This is a genomic window from Streptomyces sp. NPDC096323 (assembly GCF_040302845.1).
GTDB lineage: Bacteria > Actinomycetota > Actinomycetes > Streptomycetales > Streptomycetaceae > Streptomyces.
Window position 1 is genome coordinate 23,228 of sequence record NZ_JBEOSI010000012.1, and the last position, 16,937, is coordinate 40,164.

Below are 16,937 nucleotides of genomic sequence, written 5' to 3' on the forward strand. Positions count from 1 at the left end.
GGATGCTTCGGGTGGTGCGGTCTGCGGCGTGGCGGCGAGGCCCGGACCGTCGTTCCGGGCCTCGCCTTCCGTACGTACGCCGGGGTCAGCTTCCGGCGCTGAAGCCCTGGTCGTTGCCGTACTTGACGATGGCTTCCTGCCACGTCTTGAGGCCGCTGGTCAGCGTCGTGTCGGAGACGTACGCCTTGCCGACCGTGTCGTTGAAGATCGAGTTGGCGTATGCCTGGTACGGCAGGTAGTTCCAGCCGGGCAGGACGTTCTTCGCGGACTCGGCGAAGATCTTGTTGGCCTGCTGGCCGCCGAAGTACGGGAACTTCGTGTCGAGGAACGCGGACGAGTTCAGGTCCGCGGTCGTGGCCGGGAAGGCCCCGCCCTTGAGGCGGGTCTGCACGCCGGCGCCCTTGTTCGCGTACTCGATGAACGCGTAGGCGAGTTCCGCGTTCTTGCTCGCCTTCATGACGGCCATGGAGCTGCCGCCGTTCTCCGCGCTGGCGGTCTCCCCCTGCTTCCACTGCGGGAGCGGTGCGACGCGCCAGTCACCGGCGGCGGCCGGGACACCGGTGGCGAAGTTGGCGGGCATCCAGGCGGCGCTGGGCAGGGTGGCGATGGTGCCGTTGCCGAGGCCCTTGTACCACTGGTCGGTCCAGCCGGTGACGGGCGCCAGCAGGTGCTCCGAGAGGAGCTGCTGCCACACCTGGGTGAACTCGGCGACCTTCGGGTCGCTGTAGTCGACGGTGACCTTGGTGCCGTCCACCTTGTACGGGTGTCCGCCGGCCTGCCAGATCAGGCTGTTGACGAAGCCCGCCTCACCGGTGTCGTTGGCGATGTACACCTTGGGGTCGGCCTTGTGCAGGGCGCGGGCGGCGGTGAGGAACTCGTCCCAGGTGGTGGGCACCTGGATCTTGTGCTCGTCCAGGACCTTCTTGTTGTAGTACAGCGCCATCGGACCGGAGTCCATGGGCAGCCCGTAGACGCCGCCGTCGATGCTGACGGAGTTCCAGGGCCCGGGCGAGTAGCTCTTGGCGAGGCCCTTGGCCCCGTAGCCACTGATGTCGGTGACCGACTTGCCGAGTGCGAACTGGCTGAGCGCGAAGTACTCGATCTGCGCGGCGTCGGGGCCGCCCTTCCCTGCCTGGACGGCGTTCTGCAGGGCCGTGTACTGGTCGTTGCCGGTGCCGGCGTTCACCAGCTTGACCTTGACCTTGGGGTACTTGGTCTGGAAGTCGGCGACGACCTGCTTGAGCGTGGGCTCCCAGGCCCAGACGGTGATCGTGCCGCCCTTGGCCAGAGCGGCCTTGACGTCGCCGGCCCCGGAACTCGTGTCGTCGGAACCCGAGTCGGAGGATCCGCAGGCCGTCAGTCCGAGCGTCGCGGCGCAGAGCACCGCGATCCCCTGCGCCAGACGGCGTAGTGGCTTGTTCGTCATCTTTTCACTCCGTTGTACGTGATGAACTGCGGCACCGGACCTGTCGGCAGCATGGGCGTACCAGGGGGAAGGCCCGCAGAGGAAAGAGACGGCGACCCGGGGCCGCCGAGGGTCACTCCTTGACGCTGCCGGCGGCCAGTCCGGACTGCCAGTAGCGCTGGAGGAGGAGGAAGGCCGCGATCAGCGGCACGATGGTCAGCAGGGACCCGGTGATCACCAGGTTGAACAGCGGCTGGCCGCCGGCGGTGAAGGCCTGCTTGTTCCAGGAGTTGAGCCCGATGGTGAGCGGGTACCAGTCCGGGTTCTTGATCATGATCAGCGGCAGGAAGTAGTTGTTCCAGGTCGCGACGACCGTGAAGAGCAGTACGGTCACGATGCCGGGGGCCAGGAGCGGCAGGCAGATCCTGAAGAAGGTGCGGAACTCTCCGGAGCCGTCCATCCGGGCGGCCTCCAACAGCTCGTCCGGAATCGCCTCGGACGCGAACACCCACATCAGATACAGCCCGAACGGGGAGATGAGAGAGGGCACGATGACCGCCCAGGGGGTGTCGGTCAGACCCATCTTGCTGAACATCAGGAAGGTGGGCACCGCCAGGGCCGCGCTGGGCACGGCGACCGCGCCGATCACGACGGCGAAGACGCCGCGCTTTCCGGGGAAGTTGAACTTGGCGAGCCCGTATCCGCCCAGCACGGCCAGGAAGGTCGCCCCGCCCGCGCCCACGGCGACGTACAGGAGGGTGTTGAGCAGCCAGCGGACGAAGATGTGGTCGTTGTGGGTCAGCGTCTGCTGGATGTTGTCCCACAGCGCGAAGTCGCCGCTGAACCACAGCCCGAACGAACTCATGAGACTGGGCTGCGTCTTGGCCGAGTTGATGAGCAGCCAGACCAGCGGAAGCAGGCTGTAGATCACCACCAGGGAGATGAGCAGTGTGAGTACGACGCTACGGCGTGGCCGGTCGGCCGAGTGTGAGCCGTTGCGGCGGCGGCGCGAAGGCGACGGCAGGGGACGGGTCCGCATGCGGGGCGGGGTGACAGAGGTGCCGGCGGCCATCGATCACACCTCCTTTCTCATACCGCGCAGCTGCACGGCATAGGCGATGATCATCGTGAGGACGCCCATGACGATGGCGACGGTGGCGGCGTAGTTGTGCTGCCGGCCGGAGAAGGACAGCGAGAACGTGTACAGGTTGGGCGTGAAGTACGTGGTGATCGCGTTGGGCGCCAGGTTCTTGAGGATGCTCGGCTCGTTGAACAGCTGGAAGCTGCCGATGACCGAGAAGATCGTCGCGATGACCAGGGCTCCCCGGATCGCCGGGATCTTGATCGCCGAGATGATCCGCCACTGGCCGGCGCCGTCGATCTCGGCCGCCTCGTAGAGGGCGCGCGGGACCACCTGCAGGGCCGCGTAGAAGATGAGCATGTTGTAGCCGACGAACTCCCACGTGGTGATGTTGCCGATGCTGGCGAGCACCAGGTCGGGCGAGAGCGGGTCGGGCAGCTGGGTGCCGAGTTTGTCGTTGATGTTGGCGACCAGACCGAACCGGTTGCCGTACATGAAGCCCCACATCAGGGTGGCGACCACGGCGGGCACGGCGTAGGGCAGGAAGATCGCGATGCGGAAGAAGTCCCGGCCGTACAGCCGGCCGCTGTCCAGCGCGAGGGCGACCAGCAGGGCGATGCCCAGCATGATCGGCACCTGAACCGCCAGGAACAACGCCACCCGGCCCAGTCCCGACCAGAACTGCGGGTCGCCGAACGCGTCCCGGTAGTTGTCGAGCCCGACGAACCGGTTGCCACCGATGAGCTGGTCGCGGAAGAGGCTGAGATAGAGCGAGTACGCGATCGGCGCCAGGAAGACCAGGGCGAAGACGACGAGGAAGGGCCCGATGAACCCCCAGCCGGCCCAGCGGCGCCTGCTGTGCCACCGCCGCGCCGACGCGGCTCCCCTCCCCCTCGCGGGTGAAACAACTGCCATGGGACCCATCCCTCGCATCGACACCTGAGCCCGGTCGGCGTCTTCGACCAGAGCGATTGTTTGCGCTAACATGCCTGACCCGACAGTCCCGTCCCACGCTCTTGACACACGGGTGTCCCGTGATCGGAGAGCTGGATATGGCGTGATCAGACGTATGACCGCGCGGTCAGTTCTACGCAGCACCCACTCGGGCGTCAAGGGTTCTGACAAAACGCGACGGCGGAGGGGGCGGTCAGGTGCGGGGAACCGGAGCGGGGCGGGGAGAGGCCGCGGCATGCGGCTCCTGGTCGGCTTCGACCCGCGCGAGGCCGGGAACAGCGCCGGGGTGCAGCGCCTGGACACCAAGGCCATGGACGCCGCGCTGAACCGCGGACGCGACGCCGGACGACACCGCGGAGGAGAAGGCCGCCGCCACCCGTTCGAAAGTTTCGAAACGGTCCGTGATGCACAATGGATCACCCTCCCCACCCCGTTCATGTCGCATCACGACCACCCATGCGACCTATGCGCGGACCTGCGGGTATGACCTCGTCGACACCCTCCATTCAGCCCGAAGCTTTCGAAACAATTGCCGAAAGTATTGACAGCTGTCAGGGGCAGATCAAGACTCCGTGATCGGGCCGGACACCTCCCGCCGATAACCGCGTGGTCCCAACTGCGCTGCTCCGACCTCGTGTTGAGGGCGGTCGGCGGAGACCCGTCCGGCATCACCCGTACGTAGACAGCCCCTGGAGGACACCGACATGAGTGCACCCGTGCCATCACCAAGCCGACGCAGACCCGCCCGCTTCATGACCCTGCTGCGAAGCTCCTGGGCGATCGCCCTGGCCGCGGTCGCCGTGCTGCTGCTGCCCAACGCCGCCAGCGCCGACACCGTCGTCAACTCGAACCAGACCGGCACCAACAACGGCTACTACTACTCGCACTGGAGCGATGGCGGCGGCTCGGTGTCGATGACGCTGGGCTCGGGCGGCAACTACGGCTACCAGTGGAGCAATGTCGGCAACTTCGTCGGCGGCAAGGGCTGGAGCACCGGCGGACGCAAGTCCGTGAACTACTCCGGCACCTTCAACCCCTCGGGCAACGCCTACCTCGCGCTCTACGGCTGGACCACCAGCCCGCTGGTCGAGTACTACGTCGTCGAGAACTTCGGCACCTACCGCCCCACCGGCACCTTCAAGGGCACGGTCACCAGCGACGGGGGCACGTACGACATCTACGAGACGACCCGGGTGAACCAGCCGTCGATCGAGGGCACGAAGACCTTCAAGCAGTACTGGAGCGTCCGCCAGTCGAAGCGGACCGGGGGCACCATCACCACGGGCAACCACTTCGACGCCTGGGCGAGCCATGGCATGAGCATGGGTTCCTTCAACTACATGATCATGGCGACCGAGGGCTACCAGAGCAGCGGCAGCTCCAACATCACCGTCAGTGAGGGCAGTTCCGGCGGCGGCACGGGCGGTGGTGGCACGGGCGGCGGCACCGGCGGCGGCACCGGCGGCGGCACGGGCGGCTGCACGGCGACGCTCTCCGCAGGCGACAAGTGGAGCGATCGCTACAACCTCAACGTCTCCGTCTCCGGCTCCAGCAACTGGACCGTCACCATGAAGGTGCCGTCGCCGGAGAAGGTCCTGTCGACCTGGAACGTGAGCGCCAGTTACCCGGACAGCCAGACCCTCGTGGCCAAGTCCAACGGCAGCGGCAACAACTGGGGAACGACGATCCAGACCAACGGCACCTGGACCTGGCCCACGGTCACCTGCAGCGCCGGCTGATCCCACCGCCGGTTCCGCACTTCCCCCATGTTCCCCACGCGTCCGGCCACGCCTCGCGGCGCGGCCGGACCTCCGCCACCAGGAGGACCCCCATGCATCTCCCCTCCCGCCGTCGCCCGGCCGCTCTGGCCGCCGGACTCGCTCTCGCCGCGACGGCCTCCCTGGGCCTGACCGCCACGGCCGCCGCCCCCGCACAGGCCGCCACCTGCAACGGCTACGTGGGCCTGACCTTCGACGACGGCCCGTCCAACGACCACACCCCCGCCGTGCTCAACGCTCTCAAGCAGAGCGGCCTGCGGGCCACCATGTTCAACGAGGGCCAGTTCGCCGCCTCCTATCCGGGCCAGGTGCAGGCCGAGATCAATGCCGGCATGTGGGTCGGCAACCACAGCTACACGCACCCCCATCTCATCCAGAAGAGCCAGGCCGAGATCGACTCGGAGGTCTCCCGCACCCAGCAGGCCATCGCCAACGCGGGCGGAGGCACGCCGAAGCTGTTCCGGCCGCCGTACGGGGAGACGAACTCCACCCTCAAGGCCGTCGAGGCCAAGTACGGGCTGACGGAGGTGATCTGGGACGTCGACTCGCAGGACTGGAACGGTGCCAGTACCGACGCGATCGTGCAGGCGGCGGGCCGGCTCACCAGCGGGCAGGTCATCCTGATGCACGAGTGGCCGGCTAACACCCTCGCCGCGATCCCGCGCATCGCCCAGTCGCTCGCATCCCGCGGCCTGTGCTCCGGCATGATCTCGCCGCAGACCGGGCGGGCCGTCGCACCCGACGGCAGCACCGGCGGAGGCGGAACCGGCGGCGGCGGCGGGGGCACGGGCGGCTGCACCGCGACCCTGTCCGCCGGGCAGCAGTGGGGCGACCGCTACAACCTCAACGTTTCTGTCTCCGGCTCCAGTTCGAGTAACTGGACCGTGACCATGAACGTCCCCTCCCCCGAGAAGATCCTCTCCACCTGGAACATCAGCGCGTCGTTTCCCAGCGCCCAGGTCCTGACCGCGAAGCCCAACGGCAGCGGGAACAACTGGGGGGTGACGCTGCAGACCAACGGTTCGTGGACCTGGCCGACGGTCTCGTGCACGACGGGCTGACCACGGACAGCCCCGCCGTTCCCGGTGTGCGGCGCCCTCGCGGCGCGGTACACCGGGAACGTTCTTCGTGCGGGAGCGGCGAGTCCGAGCAGCTCATCGTTTCCTACCTCGGCAGATACGGACTCGCCTCCCGTGCCAGGCGCTCGGCCGCGTGTCCTTCCCCGCGTCCATGAAGGCACCGAGCCCGAAGCCGATCAGGATCGGGCCGTACTTCCGCTCGTCGCCGGCCTCGGCGCGCTGCTCGCCGAGGGGCTGGAGGCGGTGCACGCGGTCGACTTGCTGCACCGCGACCTCAAGCCGCAGAACGTCATGCTCGGCGCCGCCGGCTACGCGTCCTCGCCGCGGCTCACGTGGGCCTCCGCCAGCAGGAGATAGCTGCTGGCGGTCCAGGTGTAGGCGCGGTCCCGCAGGCCCGTGCCGGTCAGGGCGTCGAAGTTCTCGGCGAAGCCGTGGTTCTCGCACAGGGTGCGGAAACAGGCGCTGACCTCGTCCGCCAGCCGGACCTGCCCGGCGCGGCGCAGGCCGTCCTCGATGAGGACCGTGGCGGGGGCCCAGATCGGGCCGCGCCAGTAGCCGTCGGCGAGGTAGTGCGGCGAGGCCGGCAGTTCGGTGGCCAGTCCGTGCGGGGTCAGGTGGGCCTCGATGCGGGCGGCCAGCACGGCGGTGACGTCGTCCGGCAGATGCTCGCCCAGCACGATGGGCATCAGGTCGAGGAGGCTGGAACTGTGCCACGTGTCGCCGCTGCCGACTCCCCGGGTGACGAACCGGTCGCCGCTCCAGAGCTCGTCGAACATCGCCGCCTGCGTCGCCCCGGCGGCCGCTGTCCACCGGTCGACGTCCTCCGGGATGTCCAAGAGGCGTGCCAGTTCGGCGAGTTCATGGAACTGGAGGATGAGGAAGGCCGCCAGGTCCGCGGTGACGACCACGCGTTCGGGGTCGAAGGTGGTGGCGTTGTCCCAGCCGCTGTCGTTGCCGTGCTGGTAGTGGGGCAGCGCGGCCCCGGGGGCGCGTCGTCCGGTGAGCCAGAAGTCCGTCCAGCGCGTCAGCCTGTCGTACGTCTCGGCCAGCTCGGCCGGGCCGAGCGGCATGGTCAGCCGGTGCCGCAGGTAGCCGAACGCCCAGCCGTGGATGGGCGGTTTGACGAAGTTGCGGAGGATCTCGGAGTGGGTGACCGAGTCGGGCAGCGCCCCGGTCGCGTCCTGGTGGTCGAAGGGCAAGTGGTACTGGTCCCAGGCCAGTTCGGGCTGTCCGGGTGCCAGGGCAAGGGCGTTGAAGCAGTGGTCCCAGCTCCAGACCTTGTCCATCCAGTGCTTGGACATCAGGACGCCGGGCCGGGTGACCAGCCCCGCCGGGTGGACGGTCGCGGACCACACGACGTAGGCCGCGAGTTCGGCGGCCGGAGTGGCGGACGAGCGCCAGGGGGCCACCGTGTCGACGAAGTCCGCGAAGGAGCTCTGCGCGGCTTCGGCGGTCTTGTCGAAGGAGGCCCTCCGGGCATACGCGGGGCGTGCGGTGTCGAGTTCCTCGATCGCGATCTCCCAGACGCCGTCCGCCTCGGCGGCGACGGTCAGGCCGCGGTCGGCGCTGCCCAGGGCCTGGCTGCCGAAAGCGTCGGTGACCGTGCCGGAGAGCACGGTGACGCGGTAGCGCCGCCCGGTCTCGTACGAGGTGAACACGTACGCGCCGACGGACGCGTCGTGGAAGAAGTAGGTACCGCCGAACGGCGTCAGCGTCCGGGCCGCTGCCGCGACGCGCAGCGGCAGCCCCCCGCCGCGCAGGCGCACCGTGTCCGGTGACTCGTAGGCGAGGTCGATACGGCCGGCGGCGCCGGTCCAGCTCAGCAGGCCCGGAACCGCTGCCACGCGGGTCTCCGCCCGCTCCCCCGTCGCGGCGTCCAGCGGCACGAGGCTGAGCACGGCGTGCATGCCGTTCTGGTGCGAGACGAGGTGGAGGTCCTCGGCGCGCTCCTTCTCCGCGAGCACGGGGGAGATGCCGAACCAGGAGCCGTACGTACTGAAAGGGATGTCCTGGACGGAGAAGGCCGGGCCGGGTCGGGCGGCGGTCATGAGATGTCACTCGTTTCTCGGGCAGGTGCACCGGCCGCCCCGGAGGACGGCACGGCCGTGGCGAAGAGGGAAGGAACGGGGAGGAGTCAGTCCTTGACGGCGCCGGCGGTCACGCCTGCGGCGACGTAGCGCTGGGCGAGGACGAGGATGACCGCGGCCGGCAGCGAGGCCACGACGGCGGTGGCCATGATGGCGTTCCACTCCTGGTTGTTGTTGCCGATGTAGTGGTAGATACCGAGGGTGATCGGCTCGTGGGCGCCGCCGTTGACCAGGGTTCCGGCGAAGACGAAGTCGGACCACGACCACAGGAACGCGAACAGGGACACCGTGACGACGGAGTTGCGGCTCATCGGCAGGACGATCGACCAGAAGGTACGCAGGGGCCCGGCCCCGTCCGTCTTCGCCGCCTGCATCAGCTCGCCGGGGATACCGGACATGAACGCGGTGAAGATGAGCACCGCGAAGGGAACGGCGAGGGTGGAGTCGGCGACGATCAGGCCGGGGACGGACTGGAGCAGGCCGAGCTGGAGGTAGATGGCGTAGAAGCCCATCGCCATGATGATGCCGGGGATCATCTGGGCGACCAGCAGGACGAAGCCGAGGACGCCGCCGCCGCGCGGGCGCAGCTTGGCCAGCGCGTAGCCGGCCGGTGCGGCCAGGGCCACGGTCAGGGCGACGGTGCCCAGGCCGATGACGAGGCTGGTGCCCAGGTAGGGCAACTGCTCGGCGAGGACCGTGCGGTAGCCCTCCAGGGTGGCGTCGACGGGGAACAGGTCCGGTGGGCTCTTGCGCATGTTCTGGTCGCGGGTCAGGGACACGTTCAGCATCCAGTAGACCGGGAAGAGCATGATCCCGGTCAGCAGGACGCCGATGGCCGTCTTTCCCCAGGTGCGCTTGCCGGCCGCCCGGGTGCGCTTGGTGATTGCCCGGGGGTGCGTGGTGCTCAGGTTCATGACCAGGCCTGCTTTCGCTGCACCCTGATGTACACCAGGCCGAAGACCAGGGCGGCGATCACCAGCAGGTTGCCGACGGCCGCCCCGGGGCCGAAGGCCGGGAGCATGTTGCCGAATCCGAGTTGGTAGGACCAAGTGGCGAAGGTGGTGGAGGACTCCGCGGGGCCGCCCTTGGTCATGATCCAGATGATGTCGAAGACCTTGAGCGTGTAGACCAGGCCCAGGAGCAGGGTGATCGCGGACACCGGGCGCAGGAGCGGGAAGGTGATGCTCCAGAACCGTCGCCATGCGCCGGCCCCGTCCAGAGCCGCGGCCTCGTACAGGCCGGCCGGAATGGACTGCAGGCCGCTGTAGAGCACGACGAGGTTGAACGGTACGCCGATCCAGATGTTCGCGATGATCACCGAGATCAGTGACCAGCTCGGTGAGGTCAGCCAGTTCACCGGGTCGATGCCCACCCCGTGCAGGACGGTGTTGACGATGCCGGAGTCGCTGTTGAGCATCCACGACCAGGTGGAGGCCGACACGATCAGCGGCAGCAGCCACGGCACCAGGAACAGGGCCCGCAGCGTGGCGGACAGCCGGAAGTGCTGGTGGAAGAAGACCGCGAGCGCCAGCCCGATGACGTACTGGAAGACCAGGCACACCACGGTGAACAGGGCGGTGTGCAGCAGGGCGGGAAGGAAGGTCGCGTCGGCGAAGACCGTCCGGTAGTTCTCCAGGCCCGTGAACGGGGCGTCGCCCTGGACGAAGGAGCGGACGGTGTAGTTCCGCAGGCTCAGGTCGATGTTGCGGTAGAGGGGGTAGGCGTAGAAGAGAACGAGGTAGAGGGTCACCGGGGCGAGGAAGGCCCAGGCGGCCCACTGCTGGGAGGAGGGGCGGCGCCGCGCAGGGGGCGGTGCGGGAGGGGCCGCCTCGCGGGGGCCGGTATCGGCCCCGGTCAGCGGCACTTGCGTCAGGTGACTCATCAACGGACCTTGTTGCTCGGCTACTTGACGGCGGACTGGGCTGCGGAAAGCGCGTCCTTCGGAGACTTAGAGCCGCTGAGGGCGGACTGCACGGCCTTCCACAACTGCTCGGAGATCTTCGGGTACTTGGTGCCCAGGTCGTCACTGGTGCGGCCCTTGGCCGCGTTGACCGCGTCGACCCACGGCTTGAGCCCGGGGTCGGCCGCCAGCTGCTTGCTCTGCACCTCGGCGGTGGGGGCGACGTAGGAGAGGGTGGTGTCGGTGTCGTACAGGTTCTGGGTGCTGGTCAGACAGGCCGCGAGCTTCTGCGCGGTGGCGTAGCGGCCGGTGTCGCTCTGTACCGGGAGGGTGACGAACTCGCCGCCGGTCGGGGCCGCGGCGCTGCCGCCGGTGGCGCCCGGTATGGGCAGGACGCCGTACTCGAAGCCCGCCTTCTTGGCGTTGGCGAGCTGCCAGGTGCCGTTCTCGGCGAAGGCGTAGTCGCCGCTCGCGAACTCCTGCCAGCTGGTGGTCTGGGTGTTGTTGAGTACGGAGTTGGGGGCGTAGCCCTGGCCCAGCCAGTCCTTCCACAGGGACAGCGCGGAGACGGCCGCCGGGGAGCCGATGTCGGTCAGTTCCGCGCCCGAGCCCCAGAACCACGGCAGGAACTGGAAGCTGCCCTCCTCCGTGCCGATCGCGGAGAAGGTGATGCCCTTCTTGCCCGTCTTCTTGACCTTCGCCAGCGCCGCCGTCATGGTCGGCCAGTCCTTGACCGAGGCGATGTCCACCCCGGCGTCCTTCAGGATCTTCTTGTTGTAGTACAGGGCCAGGGTGTTGGCGCCGATCGGAGTGCCGTAGGTCTTGCCTTCCGACTGGCCGGCCGCGAGCAGGTTGGGGTTCACGCCCGAGGTGTCGAGCTTGTTCTCGTCGGCGGTCGTGAGGGCGCCGGCCTCGGCCAGCGTCGACACCACCGGGTTGTCGACGACGAGGACGTCCGGGGAGTTGGCCTGCTGCGCGGCGAGGAGCGCCTTGCTGGTCAGGTCGCTGGTGTCGAAACCGGTCCGCTTGATCTTCACGTCCGCCTCGGCGCCGCACGCGTCGAGGAGCTTGCTCCAGGCCGAGCCCTTGGCGAACTGCGGGTAGGGGTCCCAGACGGTGTACGTGCCGTCGTCGGCGCCCTTGGCCCCGGTGCCTCCCGAGGAGCCGCAGGCGGTGGCGCCGAGGGCGACGACCAGGGTGGTCGCGGCCAGGATCGTGATGCGGCGCTGTCTGGCGGAGCTGTTCATCGCGGGTTCCTTTGTCTTGAGCATGCGGGTGCCGAGGGTGGTGAGCAGGTGAAGGAAGGCGGGTGGTGAGCGCGCGGGCATGCCGAACGGCGCGGACGGCCGGTTCGGGCGCCGAGGGGTCCGGACCGCGGGGCGTGGTCAGGGAGCAGTCAGGGGCGGGCAGTCAGGGCGTACGGGCCCCGGGGTCCGCCGAAGAGGCCGCGCCGGCCGGCCCGGTGCTGGCCCGCAGGGACACCGGGGGCACGAGGAGGTGGTGCCGGGGCGGTGCGCCGGGGTGGGCGAGCCGCTCGACCAGGAGGTCGACGGCGAGACGGCCGAGCTCCGCCGCCGGTACGTCCGCCGCGGTGAGCTGCGGGGTCACCGTCTGGGCCCAGCGGCTGGCCACGACGCCGGTGACGGAGAAGTCGCGCGGCACGTGGCGGCCGGCCTCGCCCAGCCCCCGGTAGAGGCCGCCGAGCGCGGCCTCGTTCAGGGTGACCAGAGCCGTGGTGTCCGGGTCGTCGTGCAGGATCTGCTCCACACACGTCTGGCCCGAGGCGGGGTCGTCCCCGCAGCAGTACGTACGGGCGGCCGTCAGCCCGCGCTCGGCGGCGGCCTTCGTGAAGCCGTCCAGGCCGCGCTGCGCGGACTCGTACCCCGTACGCAGCAGTTGCTCGGGGCGGTTGACGAAGGCGATGCGGCGGTGGCCGAGGTCCGCCAGGTGGTGCACACACGCCTCCACCAGCGCGGTGTGGTCGATCCCCGCCCACCAGCCGGCGTCGGGACGGGCGGTGCGGCCGATGGCGACGAACGGGAAGTCCACGGCGGACAGATGGTTCACCCGGTCGTCCTCGAGGCGGATCTCCATCAGGATCGCGCCGTCGACGCGCCGCTCCCCCAGCAGCCGCTGGAAGGAGCGGTCGCTGTCCACTCCGCTGGGGGACAGCAGTACGTCGTAGTCGTACGCCGCCGCTGCCTCCACCACGCTGCCGATGAAGTCCAGTTGCATGCCCGTGTAGTGGTTCCCGGCCGGCGGGAAGACCAGGCCGAGCGTGCTGGTCCGCCCGTTGGCCAGGGCGCGGGCGCTGGCGCTGGGCTGGTAGCCCAGCTCGTCCACGACCTGCTGGATCTTTCTGCGGGTGTCGTCCGAGACGGGACGCTTGCCGCTCAGGGCGTACGACACGGTGCTCCGCGAGACACCGGCCCGGCGGGCGATCTCACCGATGTTCACGGCAACTCCTTCATCGAACCGGTTCGCATGGAGTGAAGGTAGAAACCGTCGGAGCGGCTGTCAATACCCGGGACACACTTCACCAATCCCGCCAGGCAAAGGGAATTTCCTTGTGTCGGAAGGATTGCTGGCCGCTTGGCCCGGTGCTAGCTTCGCCGAACCGGTTCGACTAGGGAGGCCCTGGACCGACCAGCGAACCGAGCCGGCCCCTCCGCTCCCCCGGAGGGCGCCCCCGTTCGGATCATCCGGGCCGAACGGGTTCGACGTACGCCTCCCCCGCACCCTCCCTCCGCACGGGAACGGCAGATGGACGAGCCGCCGGCCGAGGAGGGCCGCCGGCCCGACCCCTGACTGAAGGATTGAGGACGCTCTCCATGCCATCCGCTGACAGATCCGCCCGCCGCCGGAGCTCGGCCGCCGTGGCCCTGACTCTCGGCGCGGGCCTGCTGGCCGCACCCGCCGTACCGGCGCAGGCGGCCGACGTGCCCCGGCCCGCCGCCCACTACACCTTCGACCAGGACGATCTCGCGTCCGGAAAGATCGGCGACAGCTCAGGCAACGGTCTGACCGCGAGCCTGCTCAACGGATCCACCGCGCAGTCCGTCACCGGCGCCGACGGAGGCAAGGCGCTGTCCCTGCCGGGCGGAGCACCCACATCCGACGGCGCCTACGTCCGGCTGCCCCGCGAAGTGGTCGCCGGAGCAAGCGACTTGACGGTGTCCGCCCGCGTGAAGTGGGGCGGCGACGCGTCGGCCTGGCAGCGGATCTTCGATCTGGGCACCAACAGCACGCGGTACCTCTTCGCCACCCCGTCCAACAACAGCGGCGTGCTGCAGACCTCGGTGACCACCGGCGGAGGAGGCGCTGAGGCGCAGACCCGCGGGTACGCGACGCTGCCGACGGACGCGTGGCGGACGCTCACCGTCACCCTCGACTCCACCGCCGGCCGGGTCACCACCTATCTCGACGGTGTGGCGGTCTCCTCGGCCGCCACCGGCGTCAAGGCCAAGGACCTGCTCGACGCCTCGGCCACGACAGCCGGATACCTCGGCAAGTCCTTCTACCCGGACCCCCTGTTCAAGGGCGCCATCGACGACTTCACCGTGTGGCACGCGGCGCTCAGTGCCGAGCAGGTGGCCGGCACGGCCGGGACCACCCTGCCCACCCTGAAGGAGCTCTCGAAGACATCCTTCGAGGTCCGCACGACCTTCGGGACCGCTCCCTCCCTCCCCGCCGCCGTCCGCGCCTCCTTCTCCGACGGCTACGACCGCGACACACCGGCCACCTGGGACGACGTGCCGGCCGACGCGTACGCCAAGCCGGGCACGTTCACCGTCGCGGGAAGAGCAGCCGGGCGCACCGTCCACGCGACCGTCACCGTGGTCCGCGAGGGGCAGCTCGACGTCGACCTCGGCTCCGACACCGGCGCGTTCCACGGTGGCGCCTCCGGCACCCTCTACGGCGTGTACGGACCGGACGTCCCCACCAACAACCTCATCGAGGGCATGGGCCTGCGCACGGTCTCCACGAAGGCGCAGGACGGCCCGCAGCACCCCGGTGCCGACGCGCTGGAGGTCGTCAAGCCGCTGGCCGACTCCACCAACGGTGACGTGTACATCTACATGACCGACATCCACCGCGGCTTCCCCTACCAGTGGCCGGGCGACACCCCCGAGCAGAAGATCAAGCTGTACGGGGAGAAGGTCGTCAAGCAGGTCGACCAGGTCCTGAAGCTGCCGAAGGAGTACCAGGACAACGTCGTCTTCGTGCCGTTCAACGAGCCCGAGGGCAACATGTTCGGCACCGGCGAGTGGAGCTACAACAAGATCAGCTGGCTGAGCGACCCGGACGACTACTTCGCCGCCTGGGACGACTTCTACCACCTCATCAAGAGCCGGATGCCCGAGGCCCGTATCGCGGGACCCAACACCAGCGTCCTCTTCGACCAGGTGAAGGGCTTCCTCACGCACACCCAGGCCGCCGGTACGCTCCCCGACGTCATCACCTGGCACGAGCTGAGCCACCCGGAGGCGGTGCGCGAGAGCGTCGCCACGTACCGGACGTGGGAGAAGGCACTCTTCAAGGGCACCGCCAGGGAGGGCACGCAACTCCCCATCAACATCAACGAGTACGCGTTCAACTACCACACCTCCGTGCCCGGCCAGATGATCCAGTGGGTGTCCGCGATCGAGGAGTCCAAGGTCGACGCCGACATCGCGTACTGGAACATCGACGGCAATCTGTCCGACTCCGCGGTGCAGTCCAACCGCGGCAACGGCCAGTGGTGGCTCCTCAATGCCTACGCCTCGATGAGCGGGCACACGGTGGAGGTGACCCCGCCGTTCCCGGGCGCCAACTACACCATGCAGGGCGTCGCCACCCTCGACGAGAAGAAGAAGCAGTCCCGGCTGCTCTTCGGCGGGTCCACGGGCAACGGCCACATCGCCTTCGACCACATACCGAAGGAGACCTTCGGCGACCGCGTGCACGCCTGGGTGCGGGAGATCGAGTGGAGCGGCCAGCTGGGGGACTCCCCCGGGCCGCAGCTGCTCGCGGAGCAGGACGTACAGGTCGGTGACGACGGCTCGGTCGTCTTCGACTTCGGCGACGGCGGACTGCCGGAGCTGAAGGAGTCCTCGTCGTACGAGATCATCCTCAGCCCGGCCGGAAGTGCCGCCGGCACCCAGTCACCGTCCACGCGCTGGAAGTCGTCGTACGAGGCGGAGGACGCCGCCCACACCGGCGCCGGCTACTCGAAGAACGGCCCGGAGGGCTCACCCCGGGACGTGTCGAAGTTCTACACCTCCGGCGGCTACAACGTGGGCGGCCTGCGCACCGGTTCCGATGTCACGCTCGACTTCACCGTGGATGTGCCCGAGGACGGCACGTACGACCTGAGTGTCTTCTCCAACTCCCTCAACACCTTCGACAAGGTGAAGGAACAGGGCCCCACGAACGTCTTCCTGCGCGTCGACGGCAAGGCGGACAGCGAGCAGGAGGTGTACCTGCCACTCGGCTACAAGTGGGTGGTGTGGGACCACGCCGACACCAAGGTGAAGCTCAGCAAGGGCAAGCACACCCTGACGCTCGCCGCGAAGAGCGCCGACGGCAAGCGCGCCACCCGGGGCGACGCCATCGTCGACCGCCTGCTCCTCTCCCTTCCCGGCGCTTCGGCCACCACCCAGGTGTACGAGGGTGAGCTGGCCTGGCTGAAGGGCGGGGCGCAGCCCACGTACACGCTGCCGAAGCAGGCCAAGGCCCCTGCCACCGGCTCGGGCGCGGTCAAGCTCGCCAAGGGCCAGACCGCCACGTTCTGGGTCCACTCCCCCGCCGACCGCGAGGCCACCCTCAAGGTCGAGACTCTCGGCGCCGCGAACGCCCGGCTCGCCGTCAACGGGCACGAGGTCCTGCGCCTGTCCCCAGGCAGGAGCAGCGTGGCGGTGTCCCTCTCCGGGGGCCTCAACAAGGTGACATTGACCGGTGGTTCGGCCACCACGCTCGTGGACCGGCTCACGGTCACGCCCACCGAGGGCGCGCTCGCCACACGTACGTACGAGGCAGGCGACGCACGTCTCGCCGGCACGGCCTCGCTCGTCCCGCTCTCCCTGGCCACCGGCAACACGGCGATCACCGGAATCGGCGGCGAACCCGGCAACGGCAACACCGCCACGTTCACCGTCGCCGCCGACCGGGCCGGCCTGTACGCGCTGCGCGTCCGCTACTCCAACCCCGAACAGTCCGAAGCCACCCACTACAACCCGGACCCGCTCGCCCGGCACGCCGACATCACCGTGAACGGCGGCGGGATACAGCGGGTCGGCTTCCCGCACAGCTTCCACAGCAACAACTTCTGGGAGCTGACCATCCCGGTCCACCTCGAGAAGGGACAGAACACGGTGTCCTTCGGCTCCGAGGAGCTGCCGGAGTTCGACGGCACCACCTACGCCTCGGACACGTTCCCCGGCGTGCTGCTCCGCTCCCGCTACGCACCCCTGATCGACCGGATCACCGTCGCGCCGTACGCACGCGAGGTGCGGTGAGGCCGTCCTCATGGTGACGCGCTAGCAGCGTTGCCCGGCACGGCCGGAACCCCGCCCGGTGAAGGGCGGGGTTCCGGTCGTGCCGCGTGCTCACTCCCAGGTTGCCGCGTGCTTACTCCCAGGTCTCGGCGGGCGACGGAGACAGCCACCGGCAAC

At 69.0% G+C, this 16,937-nt stretch carries 13 protein-coding genes; 5 read left to right on the plus strand and 8 right to left on the minus strand.

The annotated features are described in order from the left end of the window. Positions 1 to 85 precede the first annotated feature (85 nt). The 3 genes from ABTX18_RS29785 to ABTX18_RS29795 all read right to left on the minus strand — a co-directional run bounded on the left by ABTX18_RS29785 (position 86) and on the right by ABTX18_RS29795 (position 3,401). Positions 86 to 1,426, minus strand: coding sequence for an ABC transporter substrate-binding protein (locus ABTX18_RS29785; RefSeq protein WP_352125889.1), 1,341 nt, complete (start codon positions 1,424 to 1,426; stop codon positions 86 to 88). A gap of 112 nt (positions 1,427 to 1,538) precedes the next feature. Next, a complete protein-coding gene (locus tag ABTX18_RS29790) occupies positions 1,539 to 2,477 on the minus strand; it encodes a carbohydrate ABC transporter permease (protein WP_503061234.1) in 939 nt (312 codons plus the stop codon). A gap of 3 nt (positions 2,478 to 2,480) precedes the next feature. Further along, positions 2,481 to 3,401 (minus strand): carbohydrate ABC transporter permease, encoded by a 921-nt coding sequence (locus ABTX18_RS29795; protein WP_352125890.1) that lies wholly within the window; start codon positions 3,399 to 3,401, stop codon positions 2,481 to 2,483. 274 nt (positions 3,402 to 3,675) lie between these two features. Between ABTX18_RS29795 and ABTX18_RS29800 the strand changes: the two genes are divergently transcribed. The 4 genes from ABTX18_RS29800 (at position 3,676) to ABTX18_RS29815 (ending at position 6,654) form a co-directional block, all read left to right on the plus strand. Continuing rightward, positions 3,676 to 3,927, plus strand: a complete 252-nt coding sequence (locus ABTX18_RS29800) for a hypothetical protein (protein ID WP_352125891.1) — start codon at positions 3,676 to 3,678, stop codon at positions 3,925 to 3,927. 217 nt (positions 3,928 to 4,144) lie between these two features. Then, complete coding sequence (locus ABTX18_RS29805) at positions 4,145 to 5,179, plus strand: glycoside hydrolase family 11 protein (RefSeq protein WP_352125892.1); 1,035 nt, start codon at positions 4,145 to 4,147, stop codon at positions 5,177 to 5,179. Positions 5,180 to 5,271: 92 nt separating this feature from the next. Next, on the plus strand, positions 5,272 to 6,279 hold the full coding sequence (locus ABTX18_RS29810) for a polysaccharide deacetylase family protein (protein WP_352125893.1): 1,008 nt from the start codon (positions 5,272 to 5,274) through the stop codon (positions 6,277 to 6,279). Between the two features lie 132 nt (positions 6,280 to 6,411). Then, a complete protein-coding gene (locus ABTX18_RS29815; RefSeq protein WP_352125894.1) occupies positions 6,412 to 6,654 on the plus strand; it encodes a hypothetical protein in 243 nt (80 codons plus the stop codon). On the opposite strand, the gene ABTX18_RS29820 is transcribed toward ABTX18_RS29815, so the two are convergent. From ABTX18_RS29820 to ABTX18_RS29840, 5 genes are all read right to left on the minus strand, one after another. After that, a complete protein-coding gene (locus ABTX18_RS29820; RefSeq protein WP_352125895.1) occupies positions 6,606 to 8,345 on the minus strand; it encodes an amylo-alpha-1,6-glucosidase in 1,740 nt (579 codons plus the stop codon). The genes ABTX18_RS29815 and ABTX18_RS29820 overlap by 49 nt on opposite strands. 86 nt (positions 8,346 to 8,431) lie before the next feature. Next, complete coding sequence (locus tag ABTX18_RS29825) at positions 8,432 to 9,298, minus strand: carbohydrate ABC transporter permease (protein ID WP_503061235.1); 867 nt, start codon at positions 9,296 to 9,298, stop codon at positions 8,432 to 8,434. Further along, on the minus strand, positions 9,295 to 10,266 hold the full coding sequence (locus tag ABTX18_RS29830) for a carbohydrate ABC transporter permease (RefSeq protein WP_352125896.1): 972 nt from the start codon (positions 10,264 to 10,266) through the stop codon (positions 9,295 to 9,297). Before ABTX18_RS29830 ends, ABTX18_RS29825 begins: the two co-directional genes overlap by 4 nt. Before the next feature lie 20 nt (positions 10,267 to 10,286). Continuing rightward, entirely contained in the window at positions 10,287 to 11,531 is a 1,245-nt protein-coding gene (locus tag ABTX18_RS29835) for a sugar ABC transporter substrate-binding protein (RefSeq protein WP_352125897.1), read from the minus strand. Between the two features lie 163 nt (positions 11,532 to 11,694). Continuing rightward, on the minus strand, positions 11,695 to 12,741 hold the full coding sequence (locus ABTX18_RS29840; protein WP_352125898.1) for a LacI family DNA-binding transcriptional regulator: 1,047 nt from the start codon (positions 12,739 to 12,741) through the stop codon (positions 11,695 to 11,697). A 374-nt stretch (positions 12,742 to 13,115) separates the two neighbouring features. Here ABTX18_RS29840 and ABTX18_RS29845 point away from each other — a divergent pair, with 374 nt between their 5' ends. Beyond that, positions 13,116 to 16,781 carry a LamG-like jellyroll fold domain-containing protein gene (locus ABTX18_RS29845; RefSeq protein ID WP_352125899.1) on the plus strand — a complete coding sequence of 1,222 codons (3,666 nt, stop codon included), beginning with the start codon at positions 13,116 to 13,118 and terminating at the stop codon, positions 16,779 to 16,781. Positions 16,782 to 16,937: the final 156 nt, after the last annotated feature.

Bases quoted from the DNA above. Each gene is read 5' to 3' on its own strand.
- ABTX18_RS29785 (WP_352125889.1), bottom strand. From the start codon at position 1,426: ATGACGAACAAGCCACTACGCCGTCTGGCGCAGGGGATCGCGGTGCTC.
- ABTX18_RS29790 (WP_503061234.1), bottom strand. From the start codon at position 2,477: ATGGCCGCCGGCACCTCTGTCACCCCGCCCCGCATGCGGACCCGTCCC.
- ABTX18_RS29795 (WP_352125890.1), bottom strand. From the start codon at position 3,401: ATGGCAGTTGTTTCACCCGCGAGGGGGAGGGGAGCCGCGTCGGCGCGG.
- ABTX18_RS29800 (WP_352125891.1), top strand. From the start codon at position 3,676: ATGCGGCTCCTGGTCGGCTTCGACCCGCGCGAGGCCGGGAACAGCGCC.
- ABTX18_RS29805 (WP_352125892.1), top strand. From the start codon at position 4,145: ATGAGTGCACCCGTGCCATCACCAAGCCGACGCAGACCCGCCCGCTTC.
- ABTX18_RS29810 (WP_352125893.1), top strand. From the start codon at position 5,272: ATGCATCTCCCCTCCCGCCGTCGCCCGGCCGCTCTGGCCGCCGGACTC.
- ABTX18_RS29820 (WP_352125895.1), bottom strand. From the start codon at position 8,345: ATGACCGCCGCCCGACCCGGCCCGGCCTTCTCCGTCCAGGACATCCCT.
- ABTX18_RS29825 (WP_503061235.1), bottom strand. From the start codon at position 9,298: ATGAACCTGAGCACCACGCACCCCCGGGCAATCACCAAGCGCACCCGG.
- ABTX18_RS29830 (WP_352125896.1), bottom strand. From the start codon at position 10,266: ATGAGTCACCTGACGCAAGTGCCGCTGACCGGGGCCGATACCGGCCCC.
- ABTX18_RS29835 (WP_352125897.1), bottom strand. From the start codon at position 11,531: ATGAACAGCTCCGCCAGACAGCGCCGCATCACGATCCTGGCCGCGACC.
- ABTX18_RS29845 (WP_352125899.1), top strand. From the start codon at position 13,116: ATGCCATCCGCTGACAGATCCGCCCGCCGCCGGAGCTCGGCCGCCGTG.